27 protein-coding genes are annotated in these 25,455 nt (G+C 43.5%); 19 read left to right on the top strand and 8 right to left on the bottom strand.

Annotated elements, in window-relative coordinates; all coding sequences use genetic code 11:
- The first annotated feature begins 94 nt into the window (after positions 1 to 94).
- Together C5Z25_RS05860 and C5Z25_RS05855 are read left to right on the top strand one after the other, a co-directional pair.
- Positions 95 to 355 (top strand): DUF2187 domain-containing protein, encoded by a 261-nt coding sequence (locus tag C5Z25_RS05860; protein ID WP_105451785.1) that lies wholly within the window; start codon positions 95 to 97, stop codon positions 353 to 355.
- Positions 356 to 587: 232 nt separating this feature from the next.
- Positions 588 to 2,000, top strand: a complete 1,413-nt coding sequence (locus C5Z25_RS05855; protein WP_105451784.1) for an MFS transporter — start codon at positions 588 to 590, stop codon at positions 1,998 to 2,000.
- 87 nt (positions 2,001 to 2,087) lie between these two features.
- Here the strand turns inward: C5Z25_RS05855 and C5Z25_RS05850 are convergent, their stop codons facing one another.
- A complete protein-coding gene (locus C5Z25_RS05850; RefSeq protein ID WP_105451783.1) occupies positions 2,088 to 2,996 on the bottom strand; it encodes a metal ABC transporter solute-binding protein, Zn/Mn family in 909 nt (302 codons plus the stop codon).
- A gap of 165 nt (positions 2,997 to 3,161) precedes the next feature.
- Here C5Z25_RS05850 and C5Z25_RS05845 point away from each other — a divergent pair, with 165 nt between their 5' ends.
- The 8 genes from C5Z25_RS05845 to C5Z25_RS05810 all read left to right on the top strand — a co-directional run bounded on the left by C5Z25_RS05845 (position 3,162) and on the right by C5Z25_RS05810 (position 8,897).
- Positions 3,162 to 3,683, top strand: coding sequence for a CvpA family protein (locus C5Z25_RS05845; protein WP_105451782.1), 522 nt, complete (start codon positions 3,162 to 3,164; stop codon positions 3,681 to 3,683).
- A 160-nt stretch (positions 3,684 to 3,843) separates the two neighbouring features.
- Positions 3,844 to 4,212: a dihydroneopterin aldolase gene (gene folB / locus C5Z25_RS05840; protein WP_105451781.1), complete on the top strand. Its 369-nt coding sequence runs from the start codon at positions 3,844 to 3,846 to the stop codon at positions 4,210 to 4,212.
- Complete coding sequence (gene folK / locus C5Z25_RS05835) at positions 4,202 to 4,711, top strand: 2-amino-4-hydroxy-6-hydroxymethyldihydropteridine diphosphokinase (RefSeq protein ID WP_105451780.1); 510 nt, start codon at positions 4,202 to 4,204, stop codon at positions 4,709 to 4,711. The genes folB and folK overlap by 11 nt, the downstream gene beginning before the upstream one ends.
- Complete coding sequence (gene folE / locus C5Z25_RS05830) at positions 4,704 to 5,273, top strand: GTP cyclohydrolase I FolE (protein ID WP_105451779.1); 570 nt, start codon at positions 4,704 to 4,706, stop codon at positions 5,271 to 5,273. Before folK ends, folE begins: the two co-directional genes overlap by 8 nt.
- A gap of 12 nt (positions 5,274 to 5,285) precedes the next feature.
- Positions 5,286 to 6,620 (top strand): bifunctional folylpolyglutamate synthase/dihydrofolate synthase, encoded by a 1,335-nt coding sequence (locus tag C5Z25_RS05825; RefSeq protein ID WP_105451778.1) that lies wholly within the window; start codon positions 5,286 to 5,288, stop codon positions 6,618 to 6,620.
- Positions 6,613 to 7,224, top strand: a complete 612-nt coding sequence (locus tag C5Z25_RS05820) for a non-canonical purine NTP pyrophosphatase (protein WP_105451777.1) — start codon at positions 6,613 to 6,615, stop codon at positions 7,222 to 7,224. Before C5Z25_RS05825 ends, C5Z25_RS05820 begins: the two co-directional genes overlap by 8 nt.
- On the top strand, positions 7,225 to 8,373 hold the full coding sequence (gene folP, locus C5Z25_RS05815) for a dihydropteroate synthase (RefSeq protein ID WP_105451776.1): 1,149 nt from the start codon (positions 7,225 to 7,227) through the stop codon (positions 8,371 to 8,373). It abuts the gene before it with no gap.
- On the top strand, positions 8,370 to 8,897 hold the full coding sequence (locus C5Z25_RS05810; RefSeq protein ID WP_105451775.1) for a DNA-3-methyladenine glycosylase I: 528 nt from the start codon (positions 8,370 to 8,372) through the stop codon (positions 8,895 to 8,897). Before folP ends, C5Z25_RS05810 begins: the two co-directional genes overlap by 4 nt.
- Before the next feature lie 101 nt (positions 8,898 to 8,998).
- Here C5Z25_RS05810 and C5Z25_RS05805 read toward each other — a convergent pair whose 3' ends face one another.
- Positions 8,999 to 9,886: a cation diffusion facilitator family transporter gene (locus tag C5Z25_RS05805; RefSeq protein ID WP_105451774.1), complete on the bottom strand. Its 888-nt coding sequence runs from the start codon at positions 9,884 to 9,886 to the stop codon at positions 8,999 to 9,001.
- Positions 9,887 to 10,023: 137 nt separating this feature from the next.
- Here C5Z25_RS05805 and C5Z25_RS05800 point away from each other — a divergent pair, with 137 nt between their 5' ends.
- The 4 genes from C5Z25_RS05800 to C5Z25_RS05785 all read left to right on the top strand — a co-directional run bounded on the left by C5Z25_RS05800 (position 10,024) and on the right by C5Z25_RS05785 (position 12,014).
- Positions 10,024 to 10,368 carry an ArsR/SmtB family transcription factor gene (locus tag C5Z25_RS05800; protein ID WP_105451773.1) on the top strand — a complete coding sequence of 115 codons (345 nt, stop codon included), beginning with the start codon at positions 10,024 to 10,026 and terminating at the stop codon, positions 10,366 to 10,368.
- 91 nt (positions 10,369 to 10,459) lie between these two features.
- Positions 10,460 to 11,098: a PAQR family membrane homeostasis protein TrhA gene (trhA, locus tag C5Z25_RS05795; RefSeq protein ID WP_105451772.1), complete on the top strand. Its 639-nt coding sequence runs from the start codon at positions 10,460 to 10,462 to the stop codon at positions 11,096 to 11,098.
- Positions 11,099 to 11,302: 204 nt separating this feature from the next.
- Positions 11,303 to 11,614: a DMT family transporter gene (locus C5Z25_RS05790; protein ID WP_234002788.1), complete on the top strand. Its 312-nt coding sequence runs from the start codon at positions 11,303 to 11,305 to the stop codon at positions 11,612 to 11,614.
- Positions 11,615 to 11,630: 16 nt separating this feature from the next.
- Positions 11,631 to 12,014 (top strand): DMT family transporter, encoded by a 384-nt coding sequence (locus C5Z25_RS05785; protein WP_105451771.1) that lies wholly within the window; start codon positions 11,631 to 11,633, stop codon positions 12,012 to 12,014.
- An 81-nt stretch (positions 12,015 to 12,095) separates the two neighbouring features.
- On the opposite strand, the gene C5Z25_RS05780 is transcribed toward C5Z25_RS05785, so the two are convergent.
- The gene (locus C5Z25_RS05780; protein WP_105451770.1) at positions 12,096 to 13,223 is read right to left on the bottom strand and encodes a vitamin B12 independent methionine synthase; all 1,128 of its coding nucleotides are present in this window, start codon (positions 13,221 to 13,223) and stop codon (positions 12,096 to 12,098) included.
- Between the two features lie 418 nt (positions 13,224 to 13,641).
- On the opposite strand from C5Z25_RS05780, the gene C5Z25_RS05775 reads away from it, so the two are divergent.
- Positions 13,642 to 14,673 (top strand): AI-2E family transporter, encoded by a 1,032-nt coding sequence (locus C5Z25_RS05775; protein ID WP_105451769.1) that lies wholly within the window; start codon positions 13,642 to 13,644, stop codon positions 14,671 to 14,673.
- 125 nt (positions 14,674 to 14,798) lie between these two features.
- Here C5Z25_RS05775 and C5Z25_RS05770 read toward each other — a convergent pair whose 3' ends face one another.
- Together C5Z25_RS05770 and C5Z25_RS12570 are read right to left on the bottom strand one after the other, a co-directional pair.
- The gene (locus tag C5Z25_RS05770) at positions 14,799 to 16,826 is read right to left on the bottom strand and encodes a KUP/HAK/KT family potassium transporter (RefSeq protein ID WP_105451768.1); all 2,028 of its coding nucleotides are present in this window, start codon (positions 16,824 to 16,826) and stop codon (positions 14,799 to 14,801) included.
- Between the two features lie 268 nt (positions 16,827 to 17,094).
- A complete protein-coding gene (locus C5Z25_RS12570; RefSeq protein WP_199774936.1) occupies positions 17,095 to 17,244 on the bottom strand; it encodes a hypothetical protein in 150 nt (49 codons plus the stop codon).
- Between the two features lie 121 nt (positions 17,245 to 17,365).
- On the opposite strand from C5Z25_RS12570, the gene cls reads away from it, so the two are divergent.
- On the top strand, positions 17,366 to 18,820 hold the full coding sequence (cls, locus tag C5Z25_RS05765) for a cardiolipin synthase (protein WP_105451767.1): 1,455 nt from the start codon (positions 17,366 to 17,368) through the stop codon (positions 18,818 to 18,820).
- Between the two features lie 74 nt (positions 18,821 to 18,894).
- Here cls and C5Z25_RS05760 read toward each other — a convergent pair whose 3' ends face one another.
- The 3 genes from C5Z25_RS05760 to C5Z25_RS05750 form a co-directional block, all read right to left on the bottom strand.
- On the bottom strand, positions 18,895 to 19,686 hold the full coding sequence (locus tag C5Z25_RS05760) for a tyrosine-protein phosphatase (RefSeq protein WP_105451766.1): 792 nt from the start codon (positions 19,684 to 19,686) through the stop codon (positions 18,895 to 18,897).
- A gap of 157 nt (positions 19,687 to 19,843) precedes the next feature.
- Positions 19,844 to 20,815: a GMP reductase gene (locus C5Z25_RS05755; protein ID WP_105451765.1), complete on the bottom strand. Its 972-nt coding sequence runs from the start codon at positions 20,813 to 20,815 to the stop codon at positions 19,844 to 19,846.
- Positions 20,816 to 20,833: 18 nt separating this feature from the next.
- On the bottom strand, positions 20,834 to 22,123 hold the full coding sequence (locus C5Z25_RS05750; RefSeq protein ID WP_105451764.1) for an adenylosuccinate synthase: 1,290 nt from the start codon (positions 22,121 to 22,123) through the stop codon (positions 20,834 to 20,836).
- 318 nt (positions 22,124 to 22,441) lie between these two features.
- Between C5Z25_RS05750 and purB the strand changes: the two genes are divergently transcribed.
- From purB to C5Z25_RS05735, 3 genes are all read left to right on the top strand, one after another.
- Positions 22,442 to 23,740, top strand: a complete 1,299-nt coding sequence (gene purB, locus C5Z25_RS05745) for an adenylosuccinate lyase (protein WP_105451763.1) — start codon at positions 22,442 to 22,444, stop codon at positions 23,738 to 23,740.
- A gap of 190 nt (positions 23,741 to 23,930) precedes the next feature.
- A complete protein-coding gene (locus tag C5Z25_RS05740; RefSeq protein ID WP_105451762.1) occupies positions 23,931 to 24,290 on the top strand; it encodes a hypothetical protein in 360 nt (119 codons plus the stop codon).
- On the top strand, positions 24,287 to 25,405 hold the full coding sequence (locus tag C5Z25_RS05735) for a glycerate kinase (RefSeq protein WP_234002787.1): 1,119 nt from the start codon (positions 24,287 to 24,289) through the stop codon (positions 25,403 to 25,405). Before C5Z25_RS05740 ends, C5Z25_RS05735 begins: the two co-directional genes overlap by 4 nt.
- The last annotated feature ends 50 nt before the right edge of the window (positions 25,406 to 25,455 follow it).

The raw sequence follows: 25,455 nt of genomic DNA, 5'->3' as shown, positions 1-25,455 counted from the left end.
TTGTTGAGTGAGAGAACTAATTAGGGTCAATAATTGTTATTCCCGTAATTCAGTGCTATGTTATTAGCATATTTTATGAAGTGGAGTGATAGGCATGGCTGAAATTACAGTTGGTGATAGGGTTAAGTGTCAAAAAAACGGTAATACTGATTATGATTTTTTTGCTAAAGTTGAAAAAATATATGAGCATGCGGCCTATGTAACCATTACGCATTATGATCAGCGAGATGATGTTAACGTGGTCGAATTACAATATCGGGCAGTGATTGCGCTGAAAAAGATGCAACTAGCGGAACCTAGTGCGCAAGAAAAAGCACAAATGCGAGCAGTTAGCCCAGCAATGTTAGCGGAATAAGGGTAAATTATGTTATGTAACAAAATCTGTGGGTATTAGAAGTATAAAGCCCGAGTTTGGGATAATCCCAAACTCCTTTTTTTGAGTAGCAATGGTTACTGGTCAGTGCGGCTATTGTTAGTCGTCCAACTAATTTGAAGAATATGTGGTCAAACCTGTACATCATGGTATTAAATAGGTACAATAGAATCGTTAGTTGATAACAGTTCTAAAGTGGGAGAGGGGATTTATAATGTCACAAACCAAAGCGACGCTCCAGTTAAGTGGACGCCGACGGTTCTGGTTTATTTTTACGTTACTCATGGGGACTTGGACGATGTCAATTAGTCAATCATCTTTGTCAACGGTGTATCCAACGTTCATGCGTGATTTCGGTATTTCAGCGTCAACTGTTCAATGGTTAACCACAGGCTTTATGTTGACCATGGTTGTCATGATGCCAATTAGTCCATGGCTATTAAACAATATCGGTTTCAAGAAATTATTCTTAACAGTCTTGGTCTTGTTCGATGTCGGTTCAATTATTATTTACTTTGCACCTAGTTTTCCGGTAATGATGGTGGGGCGGTTAGTGAAAGCTGCTGCTGTAGGGGTACTGTTTCCATCATACCAATCAATCCTATTGACAATTACGCCTGAAACAAAGCGTGGGTCCACTATGGGCATCGCTGGCTTGGTCATGGGCTCTGCGTTGGCATCAGGGCCAATTATTTCCGGTGTAGTTTTAAAATTTACTGATTGGCATGGCCTGTTCTTGGTCTTTATTACAGTTGCCACAATCTTGATTTTATTGAGCTTTATCACGATTCAAGATGTATTGGTTAGCAAACCATCGAAGCTGGATTTAATTTCTATTATTATGTTACTTGGGTTTGCTGGGATTTTATATGTGGTCAACGAAATTGGTAAGCCGAATGTTAATTGGGCATGGGGCTGGCTATTATTGATTGTGTCGATTTTAGCAGTTGTTTATTTTGCTTACCGTCAATTTCAATTAACGACACCGCTCCTAGAATTACGAGTGCTCAAAACATTTAATTATGATTTAGCTATCTTTTTAACGGCGATTTCATATGTGGCTTTAATTGTAGTCACGATTATCTTTCCATTGTATTATCAGGGAATTTTGAAAGTCTCACCATTTATTTCAGGCCTCTCATTAGTGCCTGGTGCGGTCTTCTTAAGTATTTTAAATCCCTTAACGGGTAAGTTGGCTGAAAAAATTGGCTATAAGCGGATTATGCTGATTGGGATGACGATGATTGTCGTCGGTTGGTTAGGCTTAGCGGTGCTTACCACTAAACTCAATCTGGTGACGATGATTCTGATTGCGGCGATTATTGAAGGTGGGAATGCCTTTGTTATGATGCCAGCCGTTACTTTAGGGGCGAACTCCTTACCAGATCAGCTGATTTCGCATGGTACAGCGGTCATTACCACAGTCCGTCAGATTTTGGGATCGGCTGGGGTAGCTGTTGCAACCTTGCTACTGTCAAATGTCACAGCCAGCCAACTTAAAGCTGGGGTGCCCACACTAGCTGCTAATTTGCATGGCTACCATGTGGTCTTTTTAACGATGCTTGGCATTGAAATTGTCGGTTTAGTTTTAGCATTACTCTTACGTGATGAACGGCAGTCTAAATAAGCGTTAAAAATAGACCCTTCAAGAATTTTGTGAATTCTTGAAGGGTCTATTTAGCATCAAAAAGCAGTTTGTGCGTTTGCCGGCGTTTTAATTGGTAGTGGCAGCTTGGATCTTTGCCAGTTGTTGATACTGTGATAACATCCATTGTTGATAAGTTTGATTGGCAGGTAAAGTTTCAGTAACTTTTAAGACGGGCACACCGGATTTTTTAGCCAGTTTAACCATATTATCCACGATATTGCTATCTGTTTGCGTATTTTCAACAAAGAAAGCAATTTTATGTTGTTTGATTGCCGCTTGCATCTGCTTAATATCTTTTGGTGATGGATCGGAACCTTCTTCAATCGCCAGTGCAAAATGACGGTTGCTGATATGGTAGCCCATGGCCTTTAATGAGTAATCAAAAACTGGTTCACTGACCGCAACATTTTGACCTTTGGCACCTTGTTTGAGCTTGTTAACTTCAGTCGTTAATGGCTTTAAACTGGCTTGATATTGTTTAGCCTGTTTTAAAAAATAGGCTTTGTGCGCTGGCTGTAATCGACCCAATTGCTGGGCAATTTCAGTAGCCAGCTTGGGCATGGTCGTTGGATCATACCAAACATGTTCATTAGCGCCGTTTTTTTGGCCAGCAACGGTTGTGCCAACTTGAATGACTTTCGCGTTAGCCGCTTTATTGGTGATGAGCTTAGTCATCCAATCGTCATAACCAAGGCCGTTATAGATGAGTAAGTCTGCACTGCTAGCGACTTTCGCAGTTTGGACAGTGGGCTCGAAGTCATGGGGGTCAACGCTAGGCCGATTAATTACGGCCGTAACGTCCCCATATTTACCCGCCACTTTTTTAGCAGTTTGACCATAAAAGTCTAAACTAGCTATAATTTTAATCTTGCCGTTAGTCGTTGTTTGTGAGCTGGTCTTATTTTGACAACCGGCAAGCAGACTACTAAGTCCAATTAGTAATGCTAAGCCGACCCATATTTTTTTGAAAGGCATGCCACTACTCCGTTCTTTTTTAAATGGTAATTATTACTGTTTAACTTTAACCAAAAAATACATGTAAGTCAAGTCCCTAAAGAAAGCTTAACTTTTTAGCGGACAACTATCATCAAGCGGATAGACCTGCTAAACTACTAGTATGACACTAAAGGGGGAAACTCGATGATTTTTACGATTATTATTATATTGTGGTTAGTAACTGCAGTTATGCGTGGCTTTCACCGCGGTTTTGTAATTGAAATGCTTCACTTAGTTGGGACGATTGTGGTGTTGATTTTTGCACGCTTGCTTTATCAACCACTCGGCACCGTCATCAGTAACTTAATGACTAATTTACATCTATTGGATCCTAGTACTGTGAGTCTGCTAGTGATTAATTTGATTGCTTTCTTCATCTTAACGTCCATTGGTTGGGCAGTGATTCGAATGCTAGCACGGCTTTCACGGAGTATCACGTGGTTACCGGTGATTAAGCAAGTCAATAGCCTGGCTGGTGGGGTCGTGGCGTTTGTGATTTCATACCTGGTTATTTTTATCGGCTTATCCTTGGCGAACCTATTTAATACGACTTTTATTCAAACACAGATGACACAATCACCAGTTGCCACGTTTATTGTCAAACAAACGCCTGGTTTAACGAGTCAATATTTAAGTCAACTTTTTAAATTTGAAACAGATTCCTAAATTATTGAACGGTCTAGAGCTTGGGAGAACCCTAAGCTCTTTTTTAATATGTTAATTCCAAACATTTAGGTCCGTTCAAAGGGATATTTGTCGGATTACTATCACTTGGGGGGGCTTCATGCTATGATTATAGTTAAAAAATAGCATAAGAGGGATTTTGATGGGAATAATTCGAATTAATAATTTACGGGTCCATACGTTTAATGGTGTTTTACCAGAAGAACGTCGTAATGGGCAACAATTGGCGTTAGATATTGCCATTAAGTATCCAATTGAAACTAAAGTTCAACATGATGATGTGCATGAAACCATCAACTATGCAGAAGTTCGGGCTGCCGCTGATGAGTTCGTGACGACACATTCTTATAAATTGATTGAGTCACTTGCTAATCAGTTATTACAAACGCTATTAACGCAGTTCCCGACGGTCACGCTGATTAATTTAAAGATTCGTAAATACAGTGTCCCGATGCCTGGAATCTTTGATGACGTTGAGATTGAAGTGGAAGGTGCACCGCATGTCGGCTGAGGAACGGGTGTATCTGAGTATTGGTGCGAATATTCACCCGCGCGTCGCTAACATTCAACAAGCTATCGCTCAATTACGGGCGCTGCCAACGGTGACGGTGCGAGCAGTCTCTAATTGGTATGAAACGGAACCATGGGGGAATCGCGACCAAGCGAATTTTTATAATGTGGCGGTTGCTTTGACGACGACCGCCACCCCTGAACAATTACTAGCACAGTTACATGTGATTGAACAAAGCCTGCATCGAGAACGGCTGATTCATTGGGGCCCCCGGACAATTGATTTAGATATTATTTTTTGGGGGAACCGGCAATTACAAACGGCTACCTTAACAATTCCCCATGTGCATGCGGCTGAACGTAATTTTGTATTATTGCCAATTGCCGAGATTGCTGTGACGGATCCTTGGGTGGGGCCACAAGTACAACGGTTGATTGCGGCTAATACAGATACAAGTTGGATAAAAAAAGTAGGAAATGTGAGTGAACAAGATGATTGATGAAACGAAGCAAGCTAAAATTCGCCAAGCGGTCCGTGAAATTTTAACAGCGGTCGGCGAAGATCCTGATCGGCCTGGATTGGTTGAAACGCCTGATCGTGTCGCGCGGATGTATGCCGAAGTCTTTGCAACTAAAACGGCACCTGAATTTGATAATTACAAGTTGTTTCACGTGACGGACCCAACCGAAATGGTCCTTTTAAAAGATATTCCATTCTATTCAATGTGTGAACATCATTTATTGCCATTTTTTGGCACGGTGCAAGTGGCCTATGTGCCTCAAAATCAGCAAGTTATTGGGCTGAGCAAAATCCCACGATTGATTGATTATTGTAGTCAACAACCGAATGTGCAAGAACGATTAACGGTCACGATTGCCAAAGAATTACAGCGTATTTTAAATCCAGCGGGAATTGCCATTTCGATTTCGGCCCGCCATATGTGCATGGAAATGCGTGGTGTCAGCAAACCGGGTGTTCAGACTGAGAGTAGTTACTATAGTGGGCAGTTTCGTGAAAATTTAGATTTAAAACATGAATTTTTACAACGAATTGCCAATTAAGTAGGTGATAAGATGACAGCAATGACAATGGAACAGCGCTATGCGACCCTAGTGGCCCATTTAAATCAAGCCATGCTAGTGACCGAAACTGATCGAGTCCCGTTACTACGACGGATCATGCAGGCGCTCGGACATCCTGATCGTGAGTTACACGTGATCCATTTAGCCGGTACCAATGGTAAGGGGTCGACGGGGGCGATGTTAGCTCAAATTCTACAAGCACAAGGTTATCGTGTGGGCCGCTTCAGTAGTCCAGCGATTAATGATGAGCGGGAGCAGTTACAGGTCAATAGCCAGTGGATTAGTCGGGCCGCTTTTGTAACAACCTATCAAGCCATTGTGCCGACGCTAACTGAGTTAGGCTTAGTCCCGGCTGATATCTCAATTTTTGAATGGTATTTTTTGATCGGGATGGTCTGGTTTCGTCAGCAAAAGGTCCAATGGGCTGTTGTGGAAGCTGGCTTAGGTGGCCAGTATGATGCTACCAATGCGTTGTCGGCACCGCAATTAACGGTCTTTACCAAGATTGCGCTCGATCACATGCAGATTTTAGGGCCTACAATTACGGCGATTGCCCAAAACAAGGCTCAAATTATTAAACCGCGGACCACTGTAGTGACATTGGCAGATCAAAATCCAGCTTCCAAGGCAGTCTTACAAGCGCAGGCGACGGCCCAAGCGGTGCCTTTAATTACCGCTAAACACCTAGTGATGGCGAGCCAACAAGCCACCATTCAGGGCACAATTGTGGATGCGACGAGTGATTTATTCCAATGGTCACAACTAAAATTAGGATTGATTGGGGCTTATCAGGTTCAGAATCTAGGCCTGGTGTTAACGGCTGTTGCAACCTTACGTCAACAGGCGGTACCGATTAGTGATGCAGCCGTTCGTCAAGGGTTACAGCAAGTCCGGTTACCCGGGCGTTTAACCGTATTGCAAGCTGAACCGTTAATGCTGGCGGATGGTGCACATAATCCTGATGGCATGCGCGCCTTGGTAACGAGCGTCCAGCAATTACTCCCAGCGAAACGATTAATTTGGGTACTAGGTGTCTTACGAGATAAGGCCTATGCTGAGATGTTAACAGCTATTTTACCAGCGGCAGCGTTAGTTATTACTAATACGCCTGCTAACCCGAAACGCGCGCTACCAGCCACTGAGTTGGCCAAAGCGGCTAAAGCGATTAGCCCCCAAGCAGAAGTTTTAGTTGCCACCGATATTCAAGCAGCCATATCGTTAGCACAACAACGAGAGACTAGTGACAATGCCATCATTATTGCGGGGTCGTTTTATGTGATGCGTGAGCTCCAACAAGCTGGTTGGCTGGGGTTAACTAATGACTAAACATTGGTTGATTGGATCCAATAATCGCGCTAAAAGTCATGATTTACAATTATGTTTAGCCTATTACGGTATTGCTGCGGTACCGTACTTTACGCAGACGGCTAAATTAAGCTTCCCAAGTGAAACAACTACGAGTTATGTGCAAAATGCGGTGACTAAGGCGCAATTTGCAGCGCAACAGCTGCAACGGCCAGTAATTGCGGATGATAGTGGGATTGAAATTCCGGCCTTGCCGACAACCTTAGGGGTCACAACGGCTCGTGATTTAGGGGTTGAGGCGAGTGGGAGGGTTCGTAATCAAGCTATTTTAGCGGCCTTAAAGCCGGTTGCGGGTGCCGCTCGGCAAGCTACTCTCCGGGCCATACTAGCCGCAGCCTGGCCGGATGGACGCTTGTTAACGGCGCAAGCGACGATTAACGGGTATATTGCGACAACCCCGGCTGGTCATTATTCAGGCGGTTTTGATCGCATCTTTTGGGTACCGACGACTGGGCGCACACTCGCTGAATTACCAGATGTTTGGCGATTACCGCGTACGCACCGTGGTCAGGCCGCCCAACAATTAAGTCAGCAACTATCGAAAATGAAAGGGTCGGTGTTATAAATGTTTGTTCAAGACATAACCAGTTCTTTTGCGCCCAAGCCTGATTTTGCTAGCCAGGCTCTCAATGCGCAAGTGCAACGTCAACAGCAACTCGTGCTACAGTTTGGGGGCTATGACCAGGAACAACAGGTCAAGTTGACGACACTTTGTCAGCAGTTAGACGGCGTGGTGCAAGTCAGACCAGAACACTTGACGGTCTTACTTAGTCAAACCGCTGGTCGACAACTCACTCAACAATGGCCCTTAGTGTTCCAACAACAGGCTTTGGTTCAAGTTCAATTGACACAAATTATGAAACAATATGATATTTATTGGCAGGTTGGTGACCGTCGTTTTAATTTGACCAAGCGGCCGATGCTTTACGGCATTATGAATATTACACCAGACTCTTTTTATGATGGTGGCCGGTATGAAACGATGTCAGCAGTATTAAAGCATGTGGAAGCGATGCTCCAAGCTGGTGCGGATGTGATTGAAGTGAACGGTCAGACGACGCGACCGGGATTTAAAGCTGTTACACCGGCAGTTGAATTGGACCGGACCTTACCGTATATTCGTGCAATCAAACAACAATTTCCAACGGCCGTGTTAGCAATTGATACGTATAAGTACCCAGTCATGCAAGCCGTTTTAACTGAAGGCATTAGTATTATTAATGATGTTGATGCTTTCACGGATGATCCGCGTAAGGTTGCTTTAATGGCCGATAGTCGGGTGGGACTCTTAACCATGCATAGTAATCGGACCCAATCCTATACGGATTTAACTGGGAAAATGCGGCAATTCTTTGAACAAAATTTGGCTGATTTAACGCAGGCGGGGATTGATTTAGAACGGATTGCCTTAGATCAAGGGATTGGTTACGCTAAGGTCGCTCATGGTGAACAAGACTATGTGATGATGCGGAACCTTGATGAATTTAACTATCTGCGGCGGCCAATGATGGTAGCCGTGTCACGGAAGGGTTATTTAGGCGCTTTGTTGGGCTTAAAAAAAGAAGATCGGTTACCAATGACTTTGGTTACCGAAGCGTTGATGGCCTTAAAAGGTGGGCGAATTTTACGTGTTCACGATGTGGCTGAAACCCGACAAATGGTGACGTTGCTTGATCGGATTGAAAATGGCTACTGGTTAAATGCTGATGAATGATTGCGAGTGATGATTTTAATGATTTCGCAGCGACTGGTGTTAATGATTATCATCAATATTTTGGGACCCCAACGCATGACGACCATGTGTTATTTGAATTACTAATTGTTGGCATTTTTCAAGTGGGGTTAAGTTGGCAAGCAGCTGCAAGTCAGTTACCGGTTTTACGGCAGCAGATGGCTGGGCTGCGGGTCGAAGTGGTGGCAGGCTATGATGACCTCGACTTAGAGCGGTTATTACAAGCGCCTAACGTGATGCATAATGGCCGTAAGCTACGTGCGATTATTCAAGATGCGCAAGCCATTGTTAAAGTCCAACGACAATATGGGAGTTTTGAGGCGTATTTATGGGCTTTTGTAGCGCAGGTGCCGTTCCATATGCTCGCACCGGATAATGAGTTACCAACTCAGTCGCCATTAGGGACACGCATTGCAGCTGACTTACATCGGCATGATTTTACCTTTGTCGGTCCGGTGGTGACACAAATGTTTCTATTGGCGGCGGGGATTATTCAAGTTGACTGAAGTATGTGTGATTCAATGATGACAAAAAAATCACTGCAAGAATATATAACTTAATTCTTGCAGTGATTTTTTCGTTGTGTTCGATGCCCTCGATTGTGAGTCTAAATCGAACTATCAGTGGTTTCGTAATCGACTTTACCTAATTCAATTTGAATGGTTATGTGCGTTAGTGGGAACTGGTCGCTGAGTTCTTTATTCAGTTGTTCAAGAAAAGCATTATTGTCCGCTAAGGTGGCCCGGCAAAGGTGGACGGTCATGGCAGTTTCCGTCGTGCTCATCCCCCAGATGTGGAGATCGTGCACTTGACGAACACTCGGCTGGGCCATCAAATACGTATAAATAGCGGCTTGGTCGATATTATTAGGGACAGCTTCTAAGGAGTAAGCCATCGCATCACGCAATAAGCCCCAAGTACCCACTAAAATGACGAGGGCGATTAAAAGTGAAATCACGGGGTCAAGCCAATACCAACCAGTCATTAAGATGACAAAACCAGCGAGTACCACGCCAAGCGATACACCGGCATCCGCTGCCATGTGCAAAAAGGCGCCTTTGATATTTAAGTCGTGTTGCTGGCCCTTCATAAATAGTAAGGCCGTGAAACCATTGACGACAATCCCAATCGCCGCCACGATAATCACATCCCATTCGGCCACGGGCCCAGGATTGCTGAGGCGTTGAATGGCTTCTACTGAAATACCGCCAATTGCAACTAATAGAAAGACGGCGTTAAATAGTGCGGCTAGAATTGAAGAGCTCTTGTAACCATACGTATACTTAGCGTTCGCACTTTTTTGACCGAGCCAAAGGGCTAACCAGGAGATGAGCAAACCTAAAACATCGCTTAGGTTATGCCCAGCATCCGCCACGAGGGCCAATGAGCCGCTTGAAAAGCCATAACTGGCTTCTAGAACAATAAAAATGGCGTTTAAGCTGATGCCGATTTTGAAGGCATTAGTTTGTTGTTGGACTTGATGAGTATGGGTCATGATAAAAACCACCTACTTAGTTGAATTTGAAAGTTGAATTGCTATAATTAAATATGAATGAAGATACATATGAATGACTGTTCATGTGTATTGTAACACCATTACATGTCGAGAACAATCAGAAAATGGGAGTGCCTATGGATTCAGAATTAAAACATGATGTACTGGTGACAAAATTAAATCAATTGATTCCTCAAACCGATGAATTGGCCCGTATTACGGCTATCTTTAAGGCTTTAGGCGATCCGACCCGCGCCCGTATGCTGTATGCGCTGGGCGTCTCTAGCCTAAGCGTAGGTGAATTAGCGACTGGGTTACAATTAACCCAATCTAATATTTCACACCAACTGTCCGTTTTACGCCAATTAAAGTTGGTGGTCGGGACTCGCAATGGTCGGAATGTGCACTATCAGCTAGCGGATAAACATATTATTAGTATTTTTCAGCAGGTCGCAGCGCATGCCGAGGAAGCTGAACTTTAAATTTTTATCATCTAGTTTAACTGACTAGGTAAGTTGATATTAACACTATATGATGGTATGCTATAAACAATGAAAATCTGAGGTGATTAGCATGCAACAACCATCACGACGTTATCAAATAACCAATGAAGTTTTGAATTCAGTGACCCACGGAATTGGCTTGATTTTAAGTATTGTTGGGTTTGTTTTTCTCATGTTAAAAGCATATAACGATGGACAAGCGTTGGAATGGACGGCCTTTGTGATTTATGGGTGTTCGTTAGTCGTATTATATACGTGTTCGATGTTGTTTCACGGGTTGTATTTTACCCGGGCGCGGGAAGTCTTTCGAATTTTAGATCACAGTGGTGTCTATGTCCTAATTGCGGGCACCTATACCCCGTTTAGTTTGTTAGCAATTAAAGGCTGGCTAGGCTGGACGATTCTGTTGACCATCTGGGGCCTCGCCATAGCTGGCATCACGGTTAATGCCGTTTGGCCGGGCCGGCTACACAAGGTTGAAACCGTGATTTATGTCTTGATGGGCTGGATGTGTTTAGCTGGTGGTCGGCAGTTATGGTTGAATTTAGGGCTAACGGGTTTTTGGCTGTTAGTTGCGGGGGGCGTGGCTTTCACGCTAGGGGCCTTACTTTACAGCATTCCCCACATTAAATACTTACATGTGATCTGGCATGTTGCGGTGATGATTGGGACCGCCTTAATGTATTTTTCAATTTATTTTTATATTTAAACGTCTAAAAATACAGCGACGAGTTAACCAAGCTAATTTGGTGACTTGGCGCTTTTTTGTCGTCCAATTTCAAAGTCAAACTTGAGTTTTACATTTTGATATCAAGTTTGTCATCAAAATGTAATCATCCAGGTGTGTCTTTTTGATTGCCTTGCGAATTATTTTCGATTAGAATGGTAGGACAGCTTAAATTTGGAGGTGCTAATGATGGCATACGGTTTGTTATTTATTGGGATTGTGATGGAAGTTGTTGGGAGCTTTTTCTTGAAAAAGGCGAACGGGTTTCGAAACTTGGGACCGACCGTGATGGTTTTAATTGGGTATTTTAGTTCGTTAGTCCTAGTAACGTTAGCAATGCAGACGTTACCATTAGGCATAACCTATGCACTTTGGGCTGGTTTCGGCACATTTGCAACTGTGATTTTAGCGGTAGTGGTGTATCGGGAACGGTTGAATTTGGCCCGGATTAGCGGCTTAGTAGCAATTATTATCGGGGCAATTTTATTGAATCATTAAAAGGGGGTCGACGCAGATGCGGGCATGGTTACAGTTATTAGTAGCGATTGGAATTGAAATTTTAGGGACAAGCTTATTGAAGCTTTCTAATGGGTTTGAGTATACTTGGATTGGTATTGCGGGCATGTTGTTGTACGGTTTGGCCGTCTTTAGCTTTTCATTGGCGTTGCGACAGCTCCCGCTGAGTGTGGGTTACGCCATTTGGGCGGGCGTTGGGACTGCTATTACCGGGCTAATTGGGATTATCGCATTTGGCGAAGTCTTGAGTGGCACGAAGTTGTTAGGTTTCATGGCAGTGATTATTGGTGTGGTGCTCTTAAATGCCCCCGTCAAAGCAAGCAATTCACGGTCAGTCAATCCACTGCGGAAACGTTGGCGTTCACGGACGACCCGCAATTAAGGAAAATTATGATTAGCAAAATAAAAAAGGCATGTTGATGCGAGTTAAAATTAACTCAAAATCAACATGCCTTTAACATTGTTATGCTTTTGTCCAAACAGTTTGAGCCGTTTTAATGACTAGGGCTAACTTCGCCCATTGTTCAGCTTCAGTTAGTTCATTACCTTCTTCAGTGGAGGCAAAGCCACATTGAGTTGATAATGCTAAGTTAGTTAGAGGCACTTTAGTAGCCGCTGACTTAATCCGGGCGATTAAGTCGGCTGGTTGTTCGAGTTCTGGAAACTTTGAGGTGACTAAGCCTAAAACCAGTTGTTTGTGCAAACCGCCGTTCCAGATTTGGTCTAAGACATCGAAGTTACCGGCGCGAGCATTGTCGTATTCCAAGAATAGCCCATCATAATGCAATTGCCCTAAATACTTAGCAACGACTTGATAACTCCCCGAGAAGAGGTAAGTCGACTTGAAGTTGCCACGACAGATATGGGTCGTGACCGTTAAGTCAGCCGGTAAGTCAGCCAAACTGGCGTTAATGACTTGCACGGCATCGGTTGCCATTTTATGGAAGTGCGCCTGTTCGCTTGCTGTCAGAGTGTCATCATTGAGTTTACTAATTAAGAAAGCCCAAGTGGTGTCATCAAGTTGGATATAGCGACAGCCCAGGTCATAAAAGTGTTGTAGCGTGGCGTGATAAGCTTGGGCTAAATCGGTCAGGTAGGCTTCCCAGCTATCATAGAATTGCGCCCAATTGTCACTACGATTATCACGGAACAGCATGGTTGGTGATGGAATCGTTTGTTTTGCCAAGACGCCGGTTGGCACGATTGATTGGAGGTAGCTGAAGGCCGCAAAAAAAGGATGGTCGGGATTAAAAGCAATTTTACCAGTTAATTCAGCGTTATCGGTACGGGTATGGTCACCTTTGAACTTGTAACTCTGATGATAGTCATATTTAGCAACACCGTTGAGGCCCCAGAGAAAGTCTAAATGCCACCAGCTACGCGAAAATTCACCGTCAGTAACGGCCTTCAAGCCTAGTTTGACCTGTTCAGCGACAATTCGTTTAATTTCAGCTTGTTGTAGGCTTAGTTCGGCTGCGGGAGTTATTTCACCAGCTGCGAGTTGCGTATGGGCTTTTTTGAGATTGGCTGGGCGTAATAGGCTCCCCACCACATCGTAATGAAAGGGAATTGATTGGGTTAAAGTTGTCATGATTAAATAACACTCCTTATAAATTAATTATTTTTGAACAAAAAAAGCCGTCCTAATTGATCGTTAAATCAATCAGGACGACGTTGGTCGGGTTACCACCTGAGTTCGAAGCTAGCTTGCACTAACTTCCTCAATCGGATTACAATTAATCCGCAACTGCGTTAACGGGCAGTGATGTCGGTAGCCAAGGCTACGAACTTTTAAACCAGACCATCTTCAAACAGATTCCTGATATCGTTTCATCAACCCGATACTCGCTGGACAGTCACCTGATTTACTCATCTTTTAATCGTTCTCTAATATTATGGTTTATCTTACTGGCTTTCGGGCTAAATGTCAACTGATGAAGTGACCGGGTCCCCGTTAAGTTTCGGGCAATGCTATAATGACAACTAGCAAAAGATTTGGGGGTTCGTTCATGGATCGAATAAGTCGTTTTTTAAAACGTGATGATATTACGCTTTATTTAACATTAATATTTTTAATGATCATCGTTTACTTAATGCGGGGCTTTGCGACGGTTATTTTATTAACGACGATTTTTGCCTTTTTAGGGGTGAAAGTGAGTCATTGGTTGAATTTAAAAACCCATCTCCCGTATTGGTTGGCGGTCATTGTCGTCTACATCTTGGTGCTGGGGATTTTTATTGGGGCGTTGTCCTACGCCGCGCCGACTTTAATTGCACAGCTAAAAGTTATTCCAGATATGTTGGCAAAGGCGATTACCCACCATCCAGTTTTGAATAAAAATATTGATACTTGGATTAATAAAGCGATTCATAGTAGTGAGTTAATTCAAAATAGCAAGTCATTATTAGTGACTGGGGTTAAAGAAATCAGTCATGTCGGGACCGGCTTCACACACGTGATTCTCGCAATCTTTTTAAGCTTTATTTTCACGTTAACCCGGGGCCGGATGATGAGCTTTGGCCGACAGTTCTTAAATTCAAAATTCAGTCGGTTCTTTAAAAATGTCTACTATTTAGCCCATAAATTCATTTTAATTCTCGGCAAAATTATTGAGACCCAATTGATTATTTGTACCATTAACACCGTTTTAATGACTGTTGGGTTCTTTATTATCGGCATGCCTAGTATTTTAGTGCTGTCGATCATTGTCTTTATTCTAGGACTAGTCCCGGTTGCTGGGGTGCTCTTATCAATGATTCCGTTGACGTTACTAGCATTTGCCGCGGGAGGCGTTGTCTACGTTGCCGAAATTATCGTGCTTGTCATTCTCGTGCATGCTTTTGAGTCTTATTTCTTACATCCACGGTTGATGGCCGATCGGACTGATTTACCCGTCTTTGCTACCTTTATTACGCTGATTATTATGGAAAGCTTGTTAGGTGCTTGGGGGTTGATTGTCGGGATTCCGATTGTGGCGTTCTTCTTAGATATTATTGGCGTCCAGGATTCAGAACAAAAACGCGTGGCACCTAAAAAGTAATTAGTTGTCCTTAACCATCAGAGCACGTTTAAAAAGTATGAATAAAAGAAAATGGTCACTTCAAGAACTTACGAAATTCTTGAAGTGACTATTTTTGCATCGGTTATTAAAGGTGTTGAAATGGACTATTTGGGTGGTTTTAACTGGTGGCGAATGGTGTGATTAGTGAGGGTGGTATCCGTTGCAGGTGTGGTGAAAAGTGGAATGGTTTCTTCAAGAACATCACTAAACTCCAAGCCATACCAAACGGCTGGTGAGGGTGTAATGTTTTGTAAGAAGACCCGACCACCGATTAATAAGCGATCCAGCTGGTGCATCTTCGGATAGCTAGTTAAATCCATCAGTTGTTGATTTTGGACGACGAATTTGAAATCACCGACTTGACGGTGTTTGATGGTCCCGTAATGTGGGTGTTGTGGTTCAATAATCCGGTTGGCAATCAGGTGGGTGACAATGCGTCGCAAATAGATATTAACATGTTGCGATTTCTTGAAGCCAAGATTGAGTTGCACTTCGACGATATTCCGGGTTTCTAACATATCAACCGTATAGTTACAATCATAGGGTTGATTAGTTTCGTTAATCGTAATAAACCAGTAAACTTTCGCCCGTTTGGGTTGCTTATCTAGGATGGAATACAAAATCGCTCGTTTGAGCCGATATTGCGCATCAACTTTGGCTAAATAGACCAGATTGGTTGCGAATAAGGGATAGCGGTCATCGTGACTTAACTGAGTGAGTTGATGACGATAATCTAGTAGGCTGACCTGTTCCTCATCTCGGTTGTACTGTAACCGGCGCCGATTGCCAAAATACCAGGTGACCATCACGAGAAAGATTAGCAAAGTCAGCCCTAAGGTAAGGTAGCCACCATGAATGAACTTTGTCAGACTAGCGATTAAAAAAGTGGTTTCCAGTGTGCCAAAGCCAATCAGCAAAACCAATGACCAGCCGAGATGACCTTTCATTTGGACGAATTGGGTCAATAAAATGGTTGTCATTAGCATGGTGATTGTAATCGCCAAGCCATAGGCCGCTTCCATGCGGGCTGAAGTTTGGAATAACCAGACAATTATTAAGGTACCGCCACATAGCAACCAATTGACGGTGCTAATGTAGATTTGACTACGGACTTTACTGGGGTGCTTGATGACCATTCGGGGGAGAAATTTTAAACCGATTGCCTCATCGACCAAGGTATAAGAGCCAGTGATTAAGGCTTGAGAGGCAATGATGGCAGCAAGCGTGGCTAAAATAATAATGGCAACTTTAAGATTAGCTGGAATCATTTCATAAAAGGGATTTAAATTCAAGGCTTCACGATAGGCTGGCTGTTGCGCATGCTGAATAATCCAAGCTCCTTGGCCCAAATAATTTAACGTTAACATGAGGTAGATGAACGGCCAGGTTGCTTTAATGTTGGCCTTGCCGACGTGGCCCATATCCGAATAGAGCGCTTCAGCACCGGTCGTGGCTAAAAAGACACTACCTAAAATAAAAATCCCGGTTTTATTAGTGGGACTGAATAAGATTTGGACGGCATACCAAGGTGAAAAAGCCTTTAAAATCTGCGGGGCTTGCCCGATATTTGCTAAGCCGGCAATTCCTAAAAAGGTGAACCAGACTAACATAATCGGCCCAAATGCCCGGCCAATCCCAGTGGTGCCAAAGTTTTGAATCATGAACAAGCCTACTAAAATAAAGGTGACGGTCAGGGGGACGAGGAACGGATGCTGACTAAAACTAGCGGTGCCAGGTAGTCCCCGTAAGCCTTCAACTGCTGAAGTTACCGTCACTGCAGGCGTCAAAGTTCCGTCGGCTAAGAGTGCAGCGCCACCTACCAAGGCGACGACAATAAGCCACTTAGATCGACGCCGCACTAAAGCATAGAGCGCAAAAATGCCACCTTCATGGTGGTTATCAGCTTGTAAGGCGATAATGACATATTTAATAGTGGTTATCAGCATCAAGGTCCAAAAGATTAAGGATACTGAGCCGATGACATAGGTGGGTGTGGCTTTTTTTAAAGGGCCAGCATCATTAATAATAGCGTTCATGACATATAATGGTGACGTGCCGATATCGCCATAGACCACCCCTAAGGTAATTAACATCCCCATTAATGACCGCGTCGGCATTTTTTGCTTTTCCATCGTGCTAAGTTGCCTCCCCTATAGTGATGGCCTTAACTATACTAGCTCGGTCGCGTTAGCGTTAGGATTGGTTATCAAAATCAACCGATTGTTAAGTTAGTATGCAATCGGTTAGGTCTGATTCATAACCTAATCAGCGCTGGGGGGTAGCGGGGATCAATTTTTGTAATCGACAGCCTTGGTGATAAAAAAATAATTGTTACAAGCAGTCACAAAACGCTTGCAGCAATTATTTTCTTTTGTCCAAATCACTTAGACGATAATTATTTTAATGATGACGCCGATAATAACGATAGGCAACGACTAACAAAACGACGATTAGTAAGAGGCCAATCGCACCTTTGGGTCCAGCTGCTCGCTCGGTTAAATGGAATAGCCGTAGCGGTCCTAGACCGTGAATTCCTAACATAGCTAACATTGTGGTCCCTCCCTGACGAAATTATTGCTGTTTTCTGCGAAAAAAGCAACGATTATAGTCGCAAAAAGTTATTATCTCATGGCTATCTGCGGTAAAATGAATTTATCATTAAAATAGGTGGGTGCCACAAGTGCAATACATTTTGCCAGTTCTGAACGTCATAGTTATTATCAATGCGATTGCTGCCGTTGTGACGGTATTTAGGGATCGCCGCGATATTGCCGCTACTTGGGCATGGTTATTAGTTTTAATCATGATTCCAGTCGTGGGATTTATCGCATACGCCTTTTTGGGTCGGAAGTTACCGAAAAATCGGATGTTTCGGTTGAAGAAAGAAACCCAGATCCGATTAGAAGAGATGATTCAACGCCAACGTAATGAGTTGGGGTCGGAATTAATGCCCGCGGATGCGGTTACCAGTTCCGTACGAGGGATGGTTAGTCTCTTCTTGAATTCTGATGGCGCTTTACTCAGTCGTAAGAATCGAGTCAAGATTTTTACGGATGGGCATGAAAAGTTTCAAGCATTGTTCAAAGATATTGAAGCTGCTCAGCAACATGTCCATGTGGAATATTATACTTTTTACAACGATAAGATTGGTAATGAGTTATTGCATTTACTGGAACGGAAAGCGGCTGCGGGCGTTGATGTTCGGGTTATCTATGATCCTTGGGGATCGATGGGGACGTTCAAGAGTTTCTTCAAACACTTGGAAGAATTAGGCGGGCATGCGCGGCCATTCTTAGGAGGGCATTCAGCCATCTTGGACTTCCGACTTAACTTTCGGGATCACCGTAAGATTGTGGTTGTTGATGGTCAGGTTGGGTATGTCGGTGGGTTTAACGTTGGTGACCAGTATCTTGGCCGCGATAAGAAGTTTGGTTATTGGCGGGATACACATTTACGAATCGTGGGTTCCGGGGTATTTGAATTACAAGAACGGTTTATTCGTGATTGGAATGCGACCGATGCCGAACACCGGATTGAACCTAACGCTAAGATGTTTCCAGTAATCAAAGTTAAAGGGAACACCTCGTTACAAATTGTCTCAAGTGGTCCGGACAATGATGGTGAACAAATTAAGATGGGCTATATTAAAATGATTATGACGGCCCAGCATCGTTTATGGATTCAATCGCCATACTTGATCCCGGATGATTCGGTCTTAGATGCTATCCGGATTGCGGCCATGTCGGGAGTGGATGTCCGGATTATCGTGCCAGATAAGCCCGACCATGCTTTTGTCTACCGGGCGACGCAATATTATGCGCGCGAATTAGCTGAAGCTGGCGTGAAAATTTATTATTATAATAATGGCTTTATTCATGCGAAGACGATTGTGATTGATGGTCAGGTCGGTTCGGTTGGGTCAGCTAATCTTGATTTCCGAAGCTTTAAGTTGAACTTCGAGGTGAATGCCTTTTTGTATGATACCGAATTGGCACAAGAACTTGAAGAGATTTTCTTAAAAGATCAGGCATTGAGTAGTTTGGTCACCGTTCAAGACTTTAAAGATCAGCCATTCTGGTTGAAGTTTAAACAAACATTTTCACGATTGTTATCGCCAATTTTATAAAAATTAAGCAAGTGAGACAAATAGTCGCTACAAGAAGTCATAACATTCTTGTAACGACTATTTTTGTGCACGGCTTATGCGGGGTCATCTAAATAGAGTTGTTTTAACTCATTAAAGTCAGCCAAGCTTAAACCGAGCGCCTCACGGAGGTAGCCACGACCACCACCATATAACTCATCAAAAACATGAAAGACCATTTTTAAATTATCCGCTTCGACCGCTAATGCCGTATTAAAATGACTGGCTAAGTCACCATTGTTGGCTTCAGTAATGATGGTATCGTTATCGAGTTCATCGGCCGCCATGAAGACGGCATTAGTTAACAAGTAATCTTGCATAATGGTATCACGTGGGACGTCTAAAGCGGTCATGATTAAGGCACCCGCTACGCCAGTTCGATCTTTACCCGCGGCACAGTGAAATAAAAGGGATTGATCAGGCTGATTGTTGGCTAAAAGGGTCGCAAATAACTGCTGCCAAACTTTAATCGGATGACTGTCGGTCACCATTTGAGCGTAGGTTTGGGCATTGAAACTATCGTCAATAATCATCCGTTTGATTAACCGCTTTAAGCGACGGTCAAAACGGCGATTATCGGTGAATGGATAAACGGAAGTATTGCGATAGTGGGTGTTTTGAGGGTAACGGTCAGGTGATAGCTGAACTTCACTCGCTTGCCGCAAGTCAATATCATAACGTAATCCGTATTGGTCTAAATAGGTGAGGTCGTGGGGACTGAGCAGTGACATTCCGCCACAACGTAATAGTTTTTGCCATTTAATCGTCTGACCGCCAGTCGTCTGGTAACCGCCTAGTTCACGGAAATTAATGCCGTGGTCTAGGCGTAAAACGCGATTATGTTCCATTAAAATTACCTCGATTAGTCGTTTCTTTAATTATAACCGCTTTCATAGCGGTTGGTTAGGGGAAAACACCTGATTTATCAAGCCTTGATGGATCGTTTCTTATAAATGACCAGCAAAAAAGCGCTTGAGACCAATATCTCAACCGCTTTTGCGCTAATTAATCACCGTTATAAATAGAATTTTTAACGATAACGTAATCACATTTGGTGATGGCTTTTAAATCACGACCACCAGCATAGGAAATGGATGATTGTAAATCTTCTTGCATTTCATTCAAGGTATCAGCTAAGTGGCCCCGATATGGAACGAGCATTTGCTTACCTTCAACGTTTTTATGTTCGCCTTTTTGTGTCTCACTGGCAGAACCGTAATATTGTTTGTAAGTTTTACCGTCAATTTTTAAGGTGTTCCCTGGTGATTCTTGGTGCCCGGCGAGCATTGAGCCAATCATGACCATCGTGGCACCGAACCGAATGGACTTAGCGATGTCGCCATTGGTCCGGACTCCGCCATCAGCGATAATTGGTTTACGGGCAGCTTTAGCACACCAACGAACGGCGGCTAACTGCCAGCCACCGGTTCCAAAACCGGTTTTGACTTTAGTGATGCAGGCCTTACCTGGGCCCACACCGACTTTGGTTGCATCAGCGCCGGCATTTTCTAAGTCGCGGACGGCGGCTGGCGTTGCTACATTACCGGCAATGACGAAACTAGCGGGAAGAGCCTGCTTGATATGTTTGATCATGGCAATCACACTGTCCGCATGGCCGTGCGCAATATCAATCGTGATATATTCTGGTACGATGGCTGCGGCGGCTAATGCGTCAATGAAATCATGTTCAGTGGCTTTTACGCCGACTGAGATGGAAGCATAGAGTTGCTTGGCATGCATTGTTTCAATAAATTGTTGCCGAGTTTCAGGTTCAAAGCGGTGCATGATATAAAAATAATCATTAGTTGCGAACCATTCAGCTAGGTCTTCGTTAATGACCGTCGCCATATTTGCTGGGACTACCGGGAGCTTAAAATGATGTTCACCAAGTGTAACCGTCGTATCAGCTTCGGACCGACTATTAATAACACATTTATTAGGGACAAGTTGAATATCTTCATAATCAAAAATTTCCATCATAACCGACTCCTTTATTTAGTTCCAGATGTCGTGGTCAATCACATTAGTTTGTTCACGGTCGGGACCGACTGAGAAAGTTGCCAACTTAACGCCGACGAGTTCTTCGATACGGCGGAGATAGTTACGGGCATTTTCAGGTAATTCAGCCAAGGTCTTCACACCCGTGATATCTTCATCCCAACCAGGTAATTCATCATAGATTGGTTTGCAAGCTTCGAGTTCTTTTAGGCTAGCAGGATAATGATAAATGGTTTTGCCATTTAAGTCATAAGCGGTACAGATTTTAATGGTTTTTAAGCCGGTTAAAACATCTAAACAGTTCAAGCTTAAATGAGTTAAGCCAGAAACGCGCTTAGCATGCCGTAAAACAACACTATCAAACCAACCAATTCGGCGTGGTCGTTTGGTGACTGTGCCATATTCATGGGCCGTTTCACGGATGAAATCACCGACTTCGTCAAAGAGTTCAGTTGGGAAGGGGCCATCACCAACTCGTGATGTATAGGCCTTTAAAACGCCAACACAGTTGTCAATTTTAGAAGGGCCCACACCACTCCCAATGGTGACACCACCAGCAACAGGGTTAGAAGAGGTCACGTAAGGATAAGTCCCTTGGTCGATATCTAGCATGACGCCTTGAGCGCCTTCGAATAGCACGCGCTTGCCAGCATCTAAGGCGTCATTAATGACAACCGAGGTATCCGTCACAAATGGCTTCAATTCTTGGCCATAGTTATAGTAGTCTTCGAAAATATCATCGAATTTAATGGGTTCCAAATCATATAGCTTGGTGATGATTTGGTTCTTTTCTTGTAAGTTGCGTTTTAAAAGGGTGGCAAAAGTTTCTTTGTCTAATAGGTCGGCCATCCGAATCCCAATGCGTTCGGCTTTATCCATGTAAGCTGGTCCGATACCCTTGTTGGTTGTCCCAATCTTACCGCCGGCTTTAGCTTTTTCCTGCGCGCCGTCTAAAAGAATATGGTAAGGCAAAATCACATGCGCACGGTTGGAAACGCGGAGGTTATCCGGTTGAACACCGTTATCGCGTAGATATTGGAGTTCTTCAACCAATGATTTAGGATTTAAAACGACGCCATTACCAATGATACTAAGCTTATCATGGAAGAAAATCCCTGATGGAATCAGTCGTAATTTAAAAGTCTTACCATTAAATACGATGGTGTGGCCGGCGTTATCGCCGCCTTGGTAACGTGATACCACATCTGCTTCCTGACTTAAAAAGTCCGTGATCTTTCCTTTACCTTCATCGCCCCATTGGCTCCCTACTACTACGACTGATGCCATGTTTTCCACCTCATTAAAGTATTTTTAATATATGAATGATTAATAGCAATGAGTGACGAAACGTTCATCACTCCAACAGGAATGAGTATAGCAATTTTCCTTAGCGAACGCAAGCCTAAATCCGAATGTTCTTATTTTGCCGCGTTAATAATGTTCATGGTTAACTAACTGATTAGATGGAAACAAGCCGATAAAAACGAATTTGGTGAAAATAAACCACATTTTTTCATTGTTCGTTACTATTAATTCTTAGACGGATATGATATAATAATGTTCGTGTTTTGTTGGTAAATCAGTAAATAGAAATGAGGATTAGCAATGATTGATCGTTATACGCGTCCCGAGATGGGCCAAGTGTGGTCCCTAGAAAACCAATACCAAGCTTGGTTAGAAGTTGAAATTGCAGCTGACGAAGCCTGGGCTGAATTAGGCAAGATTCCAGCGGCAGATGTCGCTAAGATTAGTGCCAATGCGAAGTTTGATAGTGATCGCATCGCTGAAATTGAAGCTGTGACCCACCATGATGTGGTGGCGTTTACGCGTGATGTTTCAGAATCATTAGGGGCTGAACGTAAGTGGGTCCATTATGGGTTAACGAGTACTGATGTGGTTGACACGGCGCAAGGGTACCGATTAAAGCAAGCCAATGCGATTATTCGTCAAGATTTACAGGATTTACGAGCAACATTAGCGCAACAAGCCAAAAAATATAAATATACAGTTGAAATGGGTCGCACACATGGCGTGCATGCGGAACCAACGACCTTCGGATTGAAGCTAGCACGGTGGTATTCTGAAGTTAATCGGGATATTGAACGATTTGAACATGCTGCTGCTGGCGTTGAAGCCGGTAAAATTAGTGGTGCGGTGGGAACCTTTGCTAATATTCCACCATTTGTGGAACAGTTTGTGTGTGATAAGCTCGGTATTCGGGCACAAGAAATTTCAACCCAAATTTTACCGCGTGATTTACATGCCGAATACATCGCTACGTTGGCGTTAATTGCCACGAGTGTTGAAGTGTTTGCAACTGAAATTCGCGGCTTACAAAAATCAGAAACGCATGAAGTCGAAGAATTCTTCAATAAAGGTCAAAAAGGGTCATCAGCGATGCCACATAAGCGGAACCCGATTGGCTCTGAAAATGTGACCGGATTAGCACGGGTGATTCGGGGACACATGATGACGGCTTATGAAGATGTACCATTATGGCATGAACGAGATATTTCACATTCTTCAGCCGAACGAATCATTTTGCCGGATACGACGATTTTAACAGACTATATCTTGACCCGGATTACGAAGATTATTGGGACGTTGACCGTCTTTCCAGAACGCATGAAGCAGAATATGGATGCGACGTATGGGTTAATTTATAGCCAGCGAGTCTTATTGAAGTTGATTGATACTGGCATGTCACGTGAAGCGGCCTATGACTTGGTTCAACCACTCACGGCGCAATCTTGGGACCACCAATTACAGTTCAAGCCGTTGGTTGAAAGTAATGCCGAAATTCGGCAACATTTAGATCAACCAGCCATTGATGATGCTTTTGACTATCATTATCATTTACGGCATGTTGATGATATCTTTAAGCGTTTAGGCTTAGACGATTAAATAAAATTGAGTTGTTAGTCCTCACCAATTTGGTGGGGACTATTTTGATGATTAAGTTCACGATAAAGGGACTTTAAATCACAATCGTGGGGTCCATTAATGACGTTCAGGTCGTTAAAAGCCTCCTTTATGTTGGATATAATAATTCGAATATAAATTATTATATACTGATAGCATAGGGGAGTTAACAATGAAATATCAACTAAAATGGGTGGCTTTAATCTTAGGAATTGCCGTGATTATTGGGAGTTTGAGTGCTTGTGACCAGCGCAATCCGACGGTTCTGCGGCAGCATACTTGGCAGTTGACCACGGTCACAGGTCGGGGGCACATAATTGGACGAACAATTTTTACAGCATCTAAGTTAACGATTGCTACGACTAACCAGACGCGTCAATCGTGGCACTATTATTTTAATGGTGATGATGATTTGGTCATTACGACCGGGGCGTATAATGGGACTTATGTATTAAAAAATGAAGCAGCTGATTATCTTTTGGTCCCAATTAAAGGGGCATATCAGCAACTTAGATTAAGAAGGCTAAAATGATGGAAGCACTAATTGCGATTGATTCATTTAAAAAATCGATGACGAGTATTCAAGCTAATCAAATTGTGGCGGATCAATTTGCTAAACAGGGTATAAAATCTCGCCAAATCGCCATTGCGGATGGTGGTGAAGGGACGGTAGCGGCATTTTTAGCCAATCAACCTGGTGGTGTTGCAGTTGAAGTTGCGACAGTAGATATTAATCAACGACCAATTAAGGCAACTTATGGTTATTTTGCAGACCAAAAATTAGCAGTCATTGAGGTTGCAGCCGCTTCCGGGATTCAATTCATCACGGCAGACTTAACGCCAGCTGAAACGAATACTTATGGCACCGGTTGCCTAATTAAAGATGCCGTCAACCGTGGTGCCCAAAAAATTATAATTGGGCTAGGTGGTAGTGGTACGGTGGACGGCGGCGCTGGTATGTTACGGGCGCTTGGTTACCGATTCTTTGATGTGAAAAATCAAGAATTAATGATGATTGGGACTGATCTGGGGCGGGTAGCTCGTTTTGATGCCACGCAGGTGGCTAAAGCGGTTCAAGCAGTTACCTTTATAGCGGCCTCGGATGTCACCAATCCACTGACTGGTCGTACGGGAGCTGCAACTATCTTTGGTCCTCAAAAGGGCCTGGCTAGCAATGAAGTGGCGAGTTATGATCAAGCTATGCAGCATTTTATGCAAGTTACCACTGGTCAAGTTAGTGCGCATTTAGGTGATGGTGCTGCGGGGGGCATTGGTTTTGCACTGCGCAACTTTTTAGGCGCCCAAGTACAGTCTGGTTTCAAATTGATTGCGAACCTGAGTCAGCTAGCGGCGCAAATAACGGCGGTTGATTTTGTGGTTTCTGGTGAAGGCCAAGTTGATGATCAAAGCTTTATGGGCAAGGTTCCGATTCAGATTAGTGAACTCGCCCAAGCGGCTCAAAAAGCATGTTATTTGATGGTTGGTAATCAAAAGGGTGATAACCAGGTCTTTGCCGACCATGGCGTCACCGCAGTGTTGCCGATTGTGGATCACGTGTCAACTTTGGAAGCTGCGATGCAGGAGGGGCCGGTTAACTTAGCACGAATGACCGACCGATTGGCGCGGATTATAAGTGAGTGTAACTAAACATAAAAACAACCTTAAGTTTAGCGGCCATGCGTTGGCGTTCAGTAAAC

The sequence above is a fragment of the Lactobacillus sp. CBA3605 genome (genome assembly GCF_002970915.1).
Taxonomy (GTDB): domain Bacteria; phylum Bacillota; class Bacilli; order Lactobacillales; family Lactobacillaceae; genus Lactiplantibacillus.
This window is presented reverse-complemented; position numbering and strand designations above follow the sequence as displayed.